The sequence below is a fragment of the Halovibrio salipaludis genome, assembly GCF_002286965.1.
Classification (GTDB): domain Bacteria; phylum Pseudomonadota; class Gammaproteobacteria; order Pseudomonadales; family Oleiphilaceae; genus Halospina; species Halospina salipaludis.
Genome location: NZ_NSKD01000002.1, coordinates 509,010 through 523,621 on the forward strand (window position 1 = coordinate 509,010; position 14,612 = coordinate 523,621).

Consider the following 14,612-nt stretch of genomic DNA (forward strand, 5'->3'; position numbering starts at 1 on the left):
CCCCGCACCGCTTCCGTCGCAGAACGATGGAAGTTTGTTCCACATGAAAAGAATGCTGATCAATGCAACTCACGAAGAGGAGTTGCGTGTCGCTCTGGTCGATGGCCAGCGTCTGGTCGATCTTGATATCGAATCCAGCACCCGTGAACAGAAGAAGTCCAACATCTACAAGGGCCGCATCACCCGCATCGAGCCCAGCCTTGAAGCAGCCTTCATTGATTACGGTTCCGAACGCCATGGCTTCCTGCCCCTGAAGGAAATCGCCCGCGAGTACTTCAGCAAGGCCCCGTCCGATATTGATGGCAAGATCAACATCAAGGACGTGCTCAACGAGGGCCAGGAACTGATCGTCCAGGTCGACAAGGAAGAGCGCGGCAACAAGGGCGCGGCGCTGACCACCTTCATCACCCTCGCCGGGCGCTACCTGGTACTGATGCCCAACAACCCCCGTGCCGGCGGCATTTCACGCCGCATCCAGGGGGATGAGCGCAGCCAGCTCAAGGACGCCATGTCCGGGCTGAAGGTGCCCAAGGCCATGGGCGTGATCGTCCGCACAGCCGGGATAGGCCGTGAAACCGAGGAACTCCAGTGGGACCTGGATTACCTGCTGCAGTTCTGGGACGCCATCACCCAGGCCGCGGAAGCGCGCAAGGCCCCCTTCCTGATCTATCAGGAAAGCAACGTGATCATCCGTGCCGTGCGCGATTACCTGCGCCAGGACATCACCGAGGTGATGATCGACTCCCCCAGTGTGTACGAGGATGTCCTCAATTTCGTACGCGCGGTCATGCCCTCTTTCGAGAACCGGATCAAGCTCTACACGGATGACATTCCGCTGCTCAGCCGGTACCAGATCGAGGCGCAGATCGAGACCGCCTTCCAGCGGGAGGTATCCCTGCCTTCCGGCGGCTCGCTGGTGATCGACCCCACCGAGGCACTGGTGTCCATCGACATCAACTCCTCGCGCGCCACGCGCGGCGGTGACATCGAGGAAACCGCCTTCCAGACCAACCTGGAGGCCGCGGACGAGATCGCACGCCAGCTGCGTCTGCGTGACATCGGCGGCCTCATTGTCATCGATTTCATCGACATGTCCCCCAATCGCCACCAGCGTGAAGTCGAGCAGCGCATCCGGGAGGCACTGGAGCTGGATCGCGCGCGGGTCCAGCTTGGCCGCATCTCCCGCTTCGGCCTGCTGGAAATGTCGCGTCAGCGGCTGCGGCCCTCGCTGGGCGAGACACGCAGCGAGGTCTGCCCCCGCTGTAACGGCCAGGGATCCATCCGCAGCATGGAATCCCAGGCGCTGAGCATCATGCGCCTGATGTACGAGGAATCCTCCAAGGACAAGACCGCGGAAGTACGGGCTCTGGTGCCGGTCACGGTCGCGGCCTTCCTTCTCAACGAGAAGCGCGACGAGATCAACGCCATTGAGCGGCGCGAGAATGTACGGGTACGGGTCATCCCCTCCCAGAATCTGGAGACGCCGCATTTTGAGGTGCAGCGGCTGCGCAGCGATGACACCGAAGTCACGGTGGGCGAAGCAAGCTTCGAGATCGCTGCAAGGCACGAAGACGAACCCGAAGACGCTTGGTCCATTGGTCAGAGCACCGGCGAGCGGGAAGAAGCTGCGGTGAAGGCGGTTACCCCCGCCAATCGCACCCCTGCCCCGGAAGCCAAAGCCGAAACCCCGGCGGCCGGTGAAACCCTTGGATTCTGGCAGCGGGTCGGGCGCAAGCTCCAGACCATGTTCGCGCCACCGGCAGAATCCGGCAGCACCCAGCCGGATACCGGTTCAGGCACCCAGCGCCAGGGCAGTGGTTCCGGTTCCTCCGACCGGAAACAGGGTCAGAGCGGTGACAGCCAGCAGCGTCAGCAGGGTGGCGGCCAGCAGCAGAGTGGGCGCCAGGGCCAGGATGGCAACAACCAGCGCGGCGGCCAGAACAGGCGCCGCCGTGGCGGTCAGAACCGCAACCGGGGTCAGGGCCAGCAGGAGTCGGATAACCAGCAGAAGTCCGGTGGCAAGCAGGACGGCGGCAAGCAGGAAGGTTCCGGCCAGGGCGGCAAAGGCGGCGGCAATCAGTCCCGCCAGCCCGGTAAAGGCGGCGGCGGACAGAAATCCGGTGGCGACCAGAAGTCCAATGCCGACCAGAAACCCAAGGCCGACCAGAAGCCGAAGGGCGAGCAGAAATCCGGTTCCGACCGCAAATCCGATACCGACCCGAATGCCGGTGGCGGAAACAAAGGCGGCAGTAACGACGGCAGCCCCCAGAAATCCAAGGGGGGAGGTAACCGTCGCAATCGTGATTCGGACCGTGACGAGCCGCAGAAGGAGGAATCCTCTGACAAACAGCCCCAGGGCGGCGGCAATAAAGCCCCTGAAAGCAGTGGCGACGACCAGGGCCGCTCGGACAACCGCAGAAAGAACCAGGGTCGTGGCGGCTCCGGTGGCAGCAACCGGAACCAGCAGGAAAGCGCCGAGGACGAAACACCGAACCCGGAATTCCAGCGTCCTCGCCGGCCCCGGCAGAAAAACGGCAAGCCTGCTGATCAGGAATCCGCCGAGGGCATGAAAACGGAAACCGGGAACGCCAAGGCGGAAGCGGAATCCAGCGCTGAAGGGCAAGCCGAAGCCCCCAAGGCGAAGCAAAGCGCCGCAAAAGCCAAGGAAACCCCGGCTGCCGAAAAGGATGCCGGTTCCGGAAAGGAAAGCACCGCTGAAAGCGCACAACAGGAATCCTCAACCGATGAGGCGCCTTCTGCCGGGACCGAACCCCGGAAACAGCCGGAGGCCAAGGGCAGTGACGAGCCCGCCAGTGGCGCTGATGAACCAGCGAGCGCCCAGGCGGATGAAACAACGCCCTCCACGAAGGAGTCCGGCGCCCCGTCTCAAGCGGAGCCCCAGGCAGAGACCGCGCCCCAGGCTGAACCGGCATCCGCCGCGCCTGCGCAGGCAGCCGCAACGGAAACCGGAACCACTGAGGCGGAGAACAGCCCGGCCGAGGATGAGGTTCACCTGGACCCGATCAAGGGCCGGGCCTACAACGACCCGCGGGAGATCCGCCGGCGTCAGGAGGAATTCCGCAGGGCCCGCAACCAGGCACAAGCCAACGAACAGGAGTGACACCAGGTTATGCTGACCGATCAGGACGTGGAAACCCTGGAATCAATCCTGTTCGCCCCGGGACAGAGCGACGAGGCACTGGATGTGTTTGGTCTGCACGGCGTGGTCACGGCCTCAGTCGTGGGGCCGATCCCCGTGTCGGTGGAGCGCATCCACGCGATTGCCACCGGCCAGCCCGAGGCCGGCGGCAATGCCATGCCCGAAGAGTTCGGGACACTGGTGTCGCGGCTTGCCCGGACCATCCAGCAGGAACTGGAACAGGGTCAGACGCTGGAACTGCCCGAACCTGAGGATGACGAGACCGCCGAGGAGGCGCTTGAGAACTGGTGTGCCGGTTTCACAGACACTTTCCTGCTGGATGAGGATCAGTGGCTGGGCGAGGATGAAGAAACCGTGGGACAGCTGATGCCCCCTATCCTGACCCTTTCAAACCTGTTCGATGATGAAGCCTTCCAGCAGGCCCGCAAGGACCCCAAGCGCCTGGCGGACTATGCCGACGCCATACCGGAGCTCCTGACGGATCTCTACCTGCACTATCATTCGCCCTGAAGGCGGGCCCGGGTTTCCCTCCGGAAGTGCCACCAGACCGGCTCCGGCCCGGCGGGCAGTTCCGGGAGTCGGCCCAGTTCCGACCAGGGCCGTTCCGGCCAGTGGAAGTCACTGCCCCCGGAGGCCCAGAGGCCGCCATCCAGGCACAGGCGCGTGAGATAGCCGCTGTCCTGGGGCGAATGGCCGGCACTGAGCACCTCCAGAGCCTGACCGCCGGCATTCTGGAACGCGTGCACCAGCTTCCTGAGCTTGTTGTTGGTCAGCCCATAACGGCGGGGGTGCGCCAGTACCGGAATACCGCCCGCCTCACGGATCCAGCCAACAACCAGCGCCAGTTCCGGCCAGCAGGTCGCCACGTCCCCCACCTTCCCGGTTCCCAGATAACGCTGGAACGCCTGCCGTTCCCCGGGGATCACGCCCGCATCAACCAGCGCCCGGGCAAAGTGGGGGCGCCCCGGAACACCGGCCGCCAGGGCCCGTGCCCGCTCCAGCACCGACGGCAGGCCCTGTTTCCGGAGGCGCTCGTCAATGGTGCCCGCGCGCTCATGCCGGACACTTTCCTGCCCTTCCAGCACCGCCAGAAATCCCGCCGCCTCCGGATCGAAATCCAGGGCCACCACATGGATGGTCTGGTCACGCCAGAGACAGGACAACTCCACGCCACTCACCAGGTGCATACCTTCAGCCACCGCCGCCTCCCGGGCCTCGCCCATACCGGCAATGGTGTCATGATCGGTCAGCGCCAGAACGCCCACGCCATTCCCGGCGGCACGGGCCACCACGGAGGCCGGCGAAAGGCCGCCGTCGGATGCGGTGCTGTGGCAGTGCAGGTCCGCAAGCAGCGGAGTGGGTCCGTCAGTGTGCATAATGCTCCGGGAAATAACGAATAACACGCCGTGCCGGGATTGGCGTAAAGGCGGGGGCAGCTTATCATAAGCAGCTGTTGCCACTCATACGCACCCGTTGATCCGGGCAGGAGATCCGTATGTACTACGCCATCATCGCCGAGGATGTCGCAGACAGTCTTGAGCACCGCAGACAGGCCCGCGCTGCGCACCTTGAACGCCTTGAAGCCCTCAAGAGCGAAGGGCGCCTGCTCATGGCCGGCCCCTTTCCCGCCGAGGATACCAGCGAGCCGGGAGAGGCTGGATTCACCGGCAGTCTGGTGGTAGCGGAGTTTGAGTCCCTGGCGGCGGCACAGGCATGGGCCGATGCGGACCCCTATGTGGAAGCCGGAGTTTACGAAAAGGTTACAGTCAGACCATTCAAACCGGTACTCCCCTGAGCCTCACTGGGCAAGGCGAATACGCTGTGGCAGAATCCGGACTCCGTTTAACAGGGAATGACATCATGACCCCACAGAAAGGCATGAACAGAGCATTACGTTGCATCGTGCCGCTGCTGCTTGTGCTGGCCTCCGCGGCACAGGCTCAAACCCAGTATGTGGACGATGTAATCTACGTCCCCGTCCGGTCGGGCCCGGGCAACGAGTACCGGATCATTGAGTCCGCCCTGCGCAGCGGTACCCCCGTGGAGGTGCTGGAGCAGGACGAGGAGACCGGTTATTCGCGTGTCCGCTTTGGTGACGGCGAGGAAGGTTTCATCGCAAGCCGGTTCCTGAGTTCCGAGCGCATTGCGGAAGAACGGCTCGAGGACGTAAAGCAGCAACTCGCCAGCACTGAAGAGGAGCTCTCCGGAGCCCGCTCGCAGCTGGAGGAGACCCGCTCCGAACTCGAACAGGTGCGGCAGGAGAAACAGTCACTGGAGTCGGAACTCAGCAAAACCAGTGAAGAACTGGAGCGCATCCGGTCCATCTCCGAGGACGCGATCAACCTTGAGGAACGCAACCGCGAACTGCGCGAGGAACGCCAGGAGCTGCGCAAGGAGGTTGAGCTTCTGACCAACGAGAACCAGCGCCTCGAAGACAGCCGTGAGTCCAGCTACCTGCTCACCGGTGGCGGACTGGTGATTGCGGGCATCTTCATCGCGATTGTCTTCCCGCTGCTCAAACCCAGTCGCAAGAGCGACAACTGGGCCTGACCTGGGTCAGGCTCAGCGTTTGACCTCTTCAATCCGCAGCCCCACCCGCCAGCGACCGCCCTCAATCGGCTCGCTCCTCAGGACGCTGGAAACGGTCTCGAACGGCGGAAAATCAGGGTTGTTGGAGGGAAGCGAGGTGTGCACCCGCTGCCCTTCCGCCAGTTCCCGCTCCATTTCTACCGCCATGCCCGTGGCGCTCAGGTCCACGCAGCGTCCTTCCATACGCTGATCACTGCCATCCTCGAAAAGCTCAATCACCGTATCCACGTGCATACGGATGAAATCGCGCTTCTCCGAGGTATCCCGCATCGAGTCTCCAGTCATGAGATGATCCCGTCCCACGGTTGTTATTGTTACTGGTTCGATACGTTATACCGGGAGGAGACAGCAGGCGTCAAAGATTAAGACGCCTGTTACACCGAGACTTCCGGCAGCGGCTCGGCGGATACGATGATGCCGTTATTGTCAGCATAGACGTAATGACCGGGTTCAAAGGTGACACCGCCGAAGCTCACGGCCACGTTGAGATCCCCCAGACCACGCTTTTCACTCTTGCGCGGATGGGTGGCCAGGGCCTGGACACCGATGTCCGTCTCACCGATCACGTCCACATCCCGGATGCAGCCGTAGACAATCACACCCTGCCAGCCGTTCTTCGACGCCTTCTCCGCCAGCATGTCACCCAGAAGGGCAATGCGTAGCGAACCACCACCGTCGACGACGAGAACTCTGCCGTGCCCCTCCTTGCCGACCTGCTCCTTGACCACGGAGTTGTCCTCGAAGCACTTCACGGTCACGATCTCACCACCAAAAGCGCTGCGCCCGCCCAGGTTCACAAACATGGGCTCCACCACGGCAACTTCCGGGTGCTCATCCACGAGGTCCGGTGTAACGATTGTCTCTTCCGACACGATTTCCTCCTGATCCAGTTGCGATTTCAGTCAATACTGTCCGCGCGCAGGTCGCGGGTGTGTTCCGTCAGCCAGGCGCGGATATCATCCTGAAGCGCCGTCCCCAGGGCACTCTGACCGGCGGGGCTTCTGCCCCCGTCCCCAGGCCCCAGGGTGTGGCGGACCTGTCCGCCAAGATTGCCCGCGAAACCGCGCACAGTGGCCTCATCATCCTCGACACCGACCACCAGGCCCGGGCAGCGGATGACGCGCAGCCCCTCGTGGGTGGGGTGCCCCTTGCCCCTGCGATAACGTTTCTGGTTCCGGTACAGATCCCGGAACAGGGCGCTGGGCTCATCTTCCGGGCCCCAGCCGTGCAGACCGCCAAGGAAACGCTGGCGGCGCCGGAGCCCCAGCTTCTCGCCCATGGTGGCCTCGGATTCCGTCCAGTGGGCATCCGCCCGGCCGGGATCCACAAAGACCGCGGCGGGCACCAGGCGCAGGAAGCGATGGTTGTTGATCAGGGCGTGCGCCAGCATGCGGGCACCAAGGCCCTGCCCCAGCCAGGCCGGAGGCACGCCGCTCTGCTCTTCCACGAACCGCTGTACCGGTGGCAGATCCTCCTCCGCCAGCAGTGCAATATGGCCCAGGGCCCAGTCACGATTGCGCGGGGACATGCCATGGCCGCGCATCTCCGGCAGCCAGACGTCAAACCCGTAACGGGCGAGCAGCGCCGCCAACCCCTCACCCCCGGGCGAGAGCCACTGGCGCTTGTTCTGGAACTCCCGGTGGATGAGCACCACCGGCACGCGCCGGCCCTGCCAGGCCGGATCCCGCACCCGCGTCACGGCGATGCGGACGCTGGGATCCGGGCTGACGCCCGGGTTCAGCAGATACACGTCCTCATAGAGGTCAGCGGCCATTTCGGTGGCCGACAGGGTCACCGGAAACAATCGGCTGCTGCTCTGCATACCCGCCTTCCTCAAGCCTGCCTGGGGTTCCACCGGACGATCAGGAGTGCTGCCCTTCCGCCAGGAAGAACCAGGTGTCCAGAACCGAATCCGGATTCAGGGAGACACTGTCGATGCCCTGCTCCATCAGCCATTTGGCCAGGTCCGGATGGTCCGAGGGGCCCTGGCCGCAGATGCCAACGTATTTATTCGCCTTGCGACAGGCCGCAATGGCATTCGCCAGCAGGGATTTGACCGCCTCGTTCCGCTCATCAAAGAGATGCGCAACGATCCCGGAATCCCGGTCCAGCCCCAGTGTGAGCTGGGTCAGATCGTTGGAGCCGATGGAGAAGCCGTCAAAATGCTCCAGGAATTCCTCGGCCTGCAGCGCATTGGCCGGCAGCTCGCACATCATGATCACACGCAGGTCCTCACGACCGCGTTCAAGACCATTCTCGGCCAGCAGCTCCACCACCTGGCGCCCCTCACCCGGGGTGCGCACAAACGGCACCATGACCTCGACATTGTTCAGGCCCATCTCGTCCCGGACGCGGGTCAGCGCTCGGCATTCAAGCTCAAAGCAGTCCCGGAAGGAGTCCGAGATGTAGCGTGAAGCCCCGCGGAAGCCGAGCATCGGGTTCTCTTCATCCGGCTCGTACAGGGTGCCCCCGATCAGGTTGGCGTACTCATTGGACTTGAAGTCCGACAGCCGCACGATGACCGGCTTGGGATAGAACGCTGCCGCCAGCGTGGAGATGCCCTCGACCAGCTTGTCGATGTAGAAGTCCACCGGCGAATCGTAACCGGCGATACGCTTCTCAACCGTCTGCTTGATGTCAGCCGGCAGCGACTCGAAATTCAGCAGCGCCTTGGGGTGGACACCGATCATGCGGTTGATGATGAATTCCAGCCGGGCCAGGCCCACACCCTCGTTCGGCATGGCCTGGAAATCGAAGGCCCGGTCCGGATTGCCGACGTTCATCATGATGCGGAACGGCAGCTTCGGCATGGACTCAACGGAATTCTCGCGCAGCTCGAAATCCAGCCGGCCGTCATACACAAGGCCGGTATCGCCCTCGGCACAGGAAACCGTCAGTTCCTGACCCTCATGGATGAGCTCAGAGGCGTTGCCACAGCCAACCACCGCGGGAATACCGAGCTCCCGGGCGATGATGGCCGCATGGCAGGTACGGCCGCCACGGTCGGTGATGATGGCGGCGGAGCGTTTCATGACCGGCTCCCAGTCCGGGTCGGTCATGTCCGTGACCAGCACGTCCCCTTCCTGGACGCGATCCATCTCGTTGATGCTGGTGACAATCCGGGCCGGCCCGGCACCGATGCGGTGGCCGATGCTGCGCCCCTCGACCAGCACCGTGCCCTTCTCCTTGAGCAGGTAGCGCTCCATGGTATGCAGGCCCTTGCGGCTGCGCACCGTCTCCGGCCGCGCCTGCACGATGAACAGCTTACCGGTGTCGCCATCCTTGGCCCACTCAATGTCCATGGGCCGACCATAGTGCTTCTCGATGGTCAGTGCCTGGCGGGTGAGTTCGGTGACGTCCTCATCGGAAAGACAGAACCGGTTGCGGTCCTCGGCGTCCACCTTGACCGTCTCGACCGAGCGGCCCATTTCACCGTCGCCGGCATAGACCATCTTGATGGCCTTGCTGCCCAGATTGCGCCGCAGCACGGCAGGACGCCCGGCCTCGAAGGTGGGCTTGTGCACGTAGAATTCGTCCGGGTTGACCGCCCCCTGCACCACTGTCTCACCCAGGCCGTAGGAGGCGGTGATGAACACCACGTCCTGGAAACCGGATTCGGTGTCGAGGGTGAACATCACACCACTGCTGCCGGTCTCACTGCGCACCATGCGCTGGATACCGGCGGAGAGCGCCACTTTGTTGTGGTCAAAGCCGTGGTGCACCCGGTAGGAAATCGCCCTGTCATTGAACAGGGAGGCGAAAACCTCCTTGATGGCGAGCTTGACGTTGTCCAGCCCCACAATATTAAGGAAGGTCTCCTGCTGGCCCGCGAAGGAGGCATCCGGAAGGTCTTCCGCCGTCGCGGAGGAGCGTACGGCCACCGCCATGCGTTCGTTCCCCTCCTGCATGGCGCCGAAGCGGTCCGCGATCGCCTGTTCCAGTGCCGGCGGGAAAGGTGTATCGATGATCCACTGGCGGATCTTCGCGCCGACCCGTGCCAGTTCGTTCACGTCATTGATGTCCAGACTGTTCAGGGTCTCATCAATGCGCTGGCGCAGCCCATCCTTCTCAAGAAACTCGCGGTAGGCCTGTGCTGTGGTGGCGAACCCACCGGGTACCGTCACACCGGCATTGGCGAGGTTACTGATCATCTCCCCGAGGGAGGCATTCTTACCGCCCACGCGTTCGACATCGTCCATGCCGAGTTGCTCGAAACCGATGATGAAATCGTCCAAAGCCAATCTCCCTCGTTATTGCCTGTCACCCGGGGCGCCACGCGCCCTGAAGAGCCCGCGTATCATACTGTAACCGGCGGGGTCATCTCCACCATTGCGCGGTCCGGGTTCACACACCGACTGTATCGGCCTAGGATACCGGAAAATCAGGAGGGAGCCCCCCGCCCCATGAAACGCACCGCATTCTTCATCTCCGACGGCACCGGCATTACCGCGGAGGCCCTTGGCAACAGCCTCCTGGCGCAGTTTGACAGCATCCAGTTCGAGAAAATCACCCTGCCCTACATCGATTCCGTGCAGAAGGCCCAGGAGGCGGTTGCACAGATCAACAAGGCGGGAGAACTGGACGGAGCACGGCCGCTGACATTCGACACCATCGTGGACAGCGGGATCCGGGGCGAGCTTTCCAGCGCCGACGCCTTCATGGTGGACATCTTCGGCACCTTCCTGTCGCCACTGGAGAACGAGCTCCATTCCAGTTCCTCCTATACCGTGGGTAAATCCCATGCCATCTCCCGCGACGGCGGGTATGAGGAGCGGATCAAGGCGGTGAACTACGCGCTGGAGAACGACGACGGCGCCCGCACACGCTACTACGACGATGCCGACGTCATCCTGATCGGCCCGTCACGCAGCGGCAAAACGCCCACATGCCTGTATCTGGCCCTGCAGTACGGCATCAAGGCGGCGAACTACCCGCTCACCGAGGAGGATATGGAGGAGCAGCGCATTCCCTCGGCGCTGCAGCCCCACCGCCAGAAGCTCTTCGGGCTCACCATCGATCCCAACCGGCTGTCGGCGATCCGCAATGAACGCCGCCCCAACTCCGGTTACGCGTCTCTGCGCCAGTGCATGATGGAGGTCAGTGAAGCGGAGAGCATGTACCGGCGCGAGCGGATCCCGAATCTGAACACCACGGACTACTCGGTGGAGGAGATCTCCACCCGTCTCCTGGTCCAGACCGGGATCGAACGCCGGGCACGCTGATCAGATCTCGAGCACCTTCATGCCCAGATCCGCCAGCTTCTGACGGTTGCCGTGGCCGGTCACAACGGCTGTGCTGGCCCGGTCAGGCGTGAGCCAGCGTTCGGCAGCCCCCTGCATGGAGGCCAGGTCCACCGCCAGGACCCGTTCCCGGAAGCGCTGCTGCTGCTCGGGCGTACGCCCGAACAGCCGGCTCTGGTAGGCGAAACGGGCTTCGCCCGCCGGTGAGCGCGGCCGGTCCAGCTGGGAGATCACGCCCAGTATGGCCTCTTCCACGGAAGCTGCAGTCTGCCCGCCCGCATGCAACCACTCCAGTGAGCGGTCGAAGTCGGCCAATGTCTCCTCGAGGCGCGGATCGCGATAGGAGAAGAAACGGAAAACCCCGTTGGCGCTGTCCTGCCCCGCGCCACTGCCATAGGCGCCGCCCTGCTCCCGGATACTGCGGTGCAGGTTGTCATTGCGCAGCAGCACACCCAGAACGCTCAGAGGCGCCGCATCCGGATGTTCCACCGGCACCGTCGGAAAGGCCCGGGCGCAGAAGTTCACCTGGGTCGCGGTCAGCCAGCCTTCGTTGACCTGTTCACTCACCGGATCCAGATGGAAGCCACCTTCAGCCCGATCCCCGTCCAGGGACCAGTGGCCTCGCACGGCGGCCTCGGAGCCTTCCAGTCCACTGCTCTCGCCAATCAGCAGAAAGTCCGGCCCGCCCGCGTGGATCCGCTCATGAAGCTCCGACAAGCGCTGGCAGAACCGGTCAAGCTCGGCGCTGTCGTCCAGGCGGTCATCCAGCGCCACAAGCTGGCGGATGCCCTCGAGCCCACCGAGTTCATAGGTCAGGCGGGCACCGGGGCTGGCCCCGTGTGAAGCCGCGCCCATGGCCAATGCATGACCGCTGCCGGTGATGGAATGTTCCCTGCGGGCGCGCATCTGTGCCACCAGCTCGCGCACCCGCTCTTTTTCGTCAAAACGTGCGGCCGAAGCAACGTCGTGCAGAAGCCCGGCGAGATCGTCGCTGTTCGCCGCCAGGGCCTTGCCGCCCAGGGTAAAGTAGCCACGCACGGACTGGACGTCGTCGACGTTGCCCTTGATCGTGGCCGCCCCGCTGATACCGCCACTGCCTGCCGAGATGCGGTCCTGCATACGCAGGTAGTCATCCGAGCCCGCGCCCACCTCGCTCAGCATGCTCGAATAGATGGGCAGAAGCTGGCGCTGCTCCGGGGCGAGATCCGGCAGCGGCGCCACAAGCTGTTGGTACACCAGTCCATTGGTGCCCATGTGATAGCGGGTGATGCGCCCGGACGCGTCGGACTCGCCTTCCGGGATCTTCAGCGACGCCGGCACATCCTCGATGCCCACGCGCGGCAGCATGCTGTCGTCCGCTTCCTGGTTCTGGCGCGCCTGAAGGGCCTGCGCCTGCTCGACCAGGGTACGCTGCTCGTCCTCGGTCAGGCTCGCCTTCTGCTCGTCCAGTGCCTGCCGCACCGCCTGTTCCCGGCGTTCGTTGAGACCGGTGTCCGGCGCCAGGGCCAGGCGTACCCGGTGTGGGTTGTCCAGCAACAGGCGCCGGATCAGCCCCGGCACATACTCCGGGTCACGGATGCGCTCACGGAGGCGTTCCAGTACGGGCTCCAGGTCGAGCAGGTCCACCGGATCACCACCGTGCACCATGGGCGAAAGCGCCTGCATGATCAGCTGCAGGCCGTAGGGGAACCCGTCGCCGGAAATCTCGCGCTGCTGCAGCTCCAGCTGGTGCACGATGGCCTCCAGCTTCTCATGGGCGACACCCTCGCGTGCCACCTGTTCCAGTGTCCCGAGAATCAGGTTCTCCACCTCACCGACCTGCTCCGGCTCCGTGCCCTCGATGCCGCAGACAAAGGTCATTTCCCGGTTGGAATCCTCGAGCCCGCACAGCGGCGAGGGTGCCTGCCCCAGGCTGGTGGTCTCCAGCGCCTGAAGCAGCGGTGAGGCGCTGTTTTCCAGCAGAACGGCTGTGAGCAGCTCCGCCTCAAGGTTCTTCTCCAGGTCGAAGCTCTCCCCCAGCAGCCAGCCCATGACCACATGGGTCCGGTTGTCGGTGCCCTCGTCCGGGTCCACGCCGTAATGCTCCTGAACCCTCACAGGGGCGTAGTAGCGCTTCTCATTGCGCACCGGCAGGTCGATCTCCGCCGCCTGGAACCGGTTCAGCGCCAGGGACTCGAAACGCTCCTGGTGCTCGCGCGCCGGAATATCGCCGAAGGTGGCGAAGATGGCGTTGCTGGGGTGGTAGTGGCGGCGATAGAACTGGACCAGCTGGTCATAGCTCAGGTCCACGATATGGTCCGGCTCGCCGCCGCTGTTGTAGTGATAGGTCGTGGTCGGAAACAGATGCTTCGACAGCGTCTGCCAGAGCTGCGAGACCGGGGAGCTCATGGCGCCCTTCATCTCGTTGTAGACCACGCCCCTGTGCACCAGCGGCGTACTGGGGTCATCCGGGGTCTCGAACTCCAGCCGGTGGCCCTCCTGGGCGAAATCCAGCGGGTCCAGGTTGGAGAAGAACACGGAATCCAGATAGACCGAGAGCAGGTTGTCGAAATCCTTCCGGTTGCGGCTGGCAAACGGATAGGCGGTCCAGTCGCTGCTGGTCAGCGCGTTCATGAAGGTATTCAGCGAACGCTGGATCATCATGAAGAAAGGATCGCGCGTGGGGTAGTTCTCGCTGCCGCACAGGGCCGTGTGCTCAAGGATGTGCGCGACCCCGGTGGAATCCATGGGGAAGGTCCGCAACGCCACGAGGAAAACGTTCTCGTCGTTGTCTGAAGCGAGATGCAGATGGCATGCCCCGGTGGCCCGATGACGGTACTCCTCCACCTCCAGGTGAAGTGTCTCGATCCGGTGATTGCGTACCCACTCGAAAGCCGGGTGAACCTGCGGTTCCGCCTGATCCAGCATGCTCTCGTCCTGTCCGATGAATGTGCCGCCATTCTAGCGGTTGCGCGCCCGTGTTCCCACAGGCGTAGCGGGGTGCCCTCTGGCAACCGCTCACATCTTGTTTATAGTGAGGGGACACTGGGCAACCTATGCATGGACAATCATTGACCAGCCAAAACGAGCATACCGAGACGTCCGGGACCCGTCCGCGGGTTGAGGCCTACTGGGTCGAGCGCAAGCGCTACCTGGAGGAGATCCGGGGCATACCGGAACTGCGGCGGCGATACATCAACGCACTGGCGATCTATCTGATCCGCCGGATCCTCTGGTCCTTCGGGTTCTTCCCGGTATTTCTGGGATTCTGGATTCCGCTGGTGTTCGCCCGCTTCAATCCCGTGGCGCTGGTGGACAATGCCCTGCCCCACCTGGAGCGTTTCGTGGACGCAACCGCCCAGGTCCAGGCCACCACCCTGGAGACGCTGGTACTGTCCTGGCTTTCCGTGGGCCTGCTTTTCGCGGTCTTTGACCTGGTCCTGACGCCGTTCAAGTCGCCCTACGAGTACGAAGCGGACGTGCACATGCGCGCCTGGGAGGAACTGCAGCAGCAGAGTCGCCCGGAAAACGCCTGAAAAGTGCGTCACTTCACGCAGCCGGTGCCCGTTCTCCGATAACATGAAGTCAGACTGAACAGGTGGGCATCGTTGCCCCCTGCCTGACCCGCTGTGCCGGAATGAACG

General features: G+C 63.6%; 12 protein-coding genes. 6 read left to right on the forward strand and 6 right to left on the reverse strand.

Going from position 1 to position 14,612, the window contains the following annotated elements:
* Positions 1 to 43 precede the first annotated feature (43 nt).
* Positions 44 to 3,121, forward strand: a complete 3,078-nt coding sequence (gene rne / locus CK501_RS07115) for a ribonuclease E (RefSeq protein ID WP_095617032.1) — start codon at positions 44 to 46, stop codon at positions 3,119 to 3,121.
* Between the two features lie 9 nt (positions 3,122 to 3,130).
* Entirely contained in the window at positions 3,131 to 3,670 is a 540-nt protein-coding gene (locus CK501_RS07120) for a YecA/YgfB family protein (protein ID WP_095617033.1), read from the forward strand.
* Here CK501_RS07120 and CK501_RS07125 read toward each other — a convergent pair.
* Positions 3,658 to 4,536: a PHP domain-containing protein gene (locus tag CK501_RS07125; RefSeq protein ID WP_095617034.1), complete on the reverse strand. Its 879-nt coding sequence runs from the start codon at positions 4,534 to 4,536 to the stop codon at positions 3,658 to 3,660. The two genes, CK501_RS07120 and CK501_RS07125, sit on opposite strands and share 13 nt — an antisense overlap.
* A gap of 119 nt (positions 4,537 to 4,655) precedes the next feature.
* Between CK501_RS07125 and CK501_RS07130 the strand changes: the two genes are divergently transcribed.
* Positions 4,656 to 4,955 carry a YciI family protein gene (locus tag CK501_RS07130; RefSeq protein ID WP_095617035.1) on the forward strand — a complete coding sequence of 100 codons (300 nt, stop codon included), beginning with the start codon at positions 4,656 to 4,658 and terminating at the stop codon, positions 4,953 to 4,955.
* Positions 4,956 to 5,020: 65 nt separating this feature from the next.
* A complete protein-coding gene (locus tag CK501_RS07135) occupies positions 5,021 to 5,710 on the forward strand; it encodes a TIGR04211 family SH3 domain-containing protein (protein WP_198949424.1) in 690 nt (229 codons plus the stop codon).
* A 12-nt stretch (positions 5,711 to 5,722) separates the two neighbouring features.
* Here the strand turns inward: CK501_RS07135 and CK501_RS07140 are convergent, their stop codons facing one another.
* The 4 genes from CK501_RS07140 to ppsA form a co-directional block, all read right to left on the reverse strand.
* Positions 5,723 to 6,034 carry a PilZ domain-containing protein gene (locus tag CK501_RS07140; RefSeq protein WP_095617036.1) on the reverse strand — a complete coding sequence of 104 codons (312 nt, stop codon included), beginning with the start codon at positions 6,032 to 6,034 and terminating at the stop codon, positions 5,723 to 5,725.
* Positions 6,035 to 6,123: 89 nt separating this feature from the next.
* The gene (gene rraA, locus CK501_RS07145) at positions 6,124 to 6,621 is read right to left on the reverse strand and encodes a ribonuclease E activity regulator RraA (protein WP_095617037.1); all 498 of its coding nucleotides are present in this window, start codon (positions 6,619 to 6,621) and stop codon (positions 6,124 to 6,126) included.
* A gap of 26 nt (positions 6,622 to 6,647) precedes the next feature.
* Positions 6,648 to 7,571 (reverse strand): alpha/beta fold hydrolase, encoded by a 924-nt coding sequence (locus CK501_RS07150; RefSeq protein ID WP_095617038.1) that lies wholly within the window; start codon positions 7,569 to 7,571, stop codon positions 6,648 to 6,650.
* A gap of 40 nt (positions 7,572 to 7,611) precedes the next feature.
* Complete coding sequence (gene ppsA / locus CK501_RS07155) at positions 7,612 to 9,984, reverse strand: phosphoenolpyruvate synthase (protein WP_095617039.1); 2,373 nt, start codon at positions 9,982 to 9,984, stop codon at positions 7,612 to 7,614.
* Between the two features lie 168 nt (positions 9,985 to 10,152).
* On the opposite strand from ppsA, the gene ppsR reads away from it, so the two are divergent.
* Positions 10,153 to 10,971 carry a posphoenolpyruvate synthetase regulatory kinase/phosphorylase PpsR gene (gene ppsR / locus CK501_RS07160; protein ID WP_095617040.1) on the forward strand — a complete coding sequence of 273 codons (819 nt, stop codon included), beginning with the start codon at positions 10,153 to 10,155 and terminating at the stop codon, positions 10,969 to 10,971.
* Here the strand turns inward: ppsR and CK501_RS07165 are convergent, their stop codons facing one another.
* The gene (locus CK501_RS07165) at positions 10,972 to 13,896 is read right to left on the reverse strand and encodes an insulinase family protein (RefSeq protein WP_095617041.1); all 2,925 of its coding nucleotides are present in this window, start codon (positions 13,894 to 13,896) and stop codon (positions 10,972 to 10,974) included.
* A gap of 143 nt (positions 13,897 to 14,039) precedes the next feature.
* Here CK501_RS07165 and CK501_RS07170 point away from each other — a divergent pair, with 143 nt between their 5' ends.
* On the forward strand, positions 14,040 to 14,504 hold the full coding sequence (locus tag CK501_RS07170; protein ID WP_233128858.1) for a hypothetical protein: 465 nt from the start codon (positions 14,040 to 14,042) through the stop codon (positions 14,502 to 14,504).
* Positions 14,505 to 14,612 lie beyond the last annotated feature (108 nt).

Excerpts from the sequence above, each read along its gene's own strand:
- rne (WP_095617032.1), top strand. The coding sequence starts at position 44 with ATGAAAAGAATGCTGATCAATGCAACTCACGAAGAGGAGTTGCGTGTC.
- CK501_RS07120 (WP_095617033.1), top strand. The coding sequence starts at position 3,131 with ATGCTGACCGATCAGGACGTGGAAACCCTGGAATCAATCCTGTTCGCC.
- CK501_RS07125 (WP_095617034.1), bottom strand. The coding sequence starts at position 4,536 with ATGCACACTGACGGACCCACTCCGCTGCTTGCGGACCTGCACTGCCAC.
- CK501_RS07130 (WP_095617035.1), top strand. The coding sequence starts at position 4,656 with ATGTACTACGCCATCATCGCCGAGGATGTCGCAGACAGTCTTGAGCAC.
- CK501_RS07135 (WP_198949424.1), top strand. The coding sequence starts at position 5,021 with ATGACCCCACAGAAAGGCATGAACAGAGCATTACGTTGCATCGTGCCG.
- CK501_RS07140 (WP_095617036.1), bottom strand. The coding sequence starts at position 6,034 with ATGACTGGAGACTCGATGCGGGATACCTCGGAGAAGCGCGATTTCATC.
- CK501_RS07150 (WP_095617038.1), bottom strand. The coding sequence starts at position 7,571 with ATGCAGAGCAGCAGCCGATTGTTTCCGGTGACCCTGTCGGCCACCGAA.
- ppsR (WP_095617040.1), top strand. The coding sequence starts at position 10,153 with ATGAAACGCACCGCATTCTTCATCTCCGACGGCACCGGCATTACCGCG.
- CK501_RS07165 (WP_095617041.1), bottom strand. The coding sequence starts at position 13,896 with ATGCTGGATCAGGCGGAACCGCAGGTTCACCCGGCTTTCGAGTGGGTA.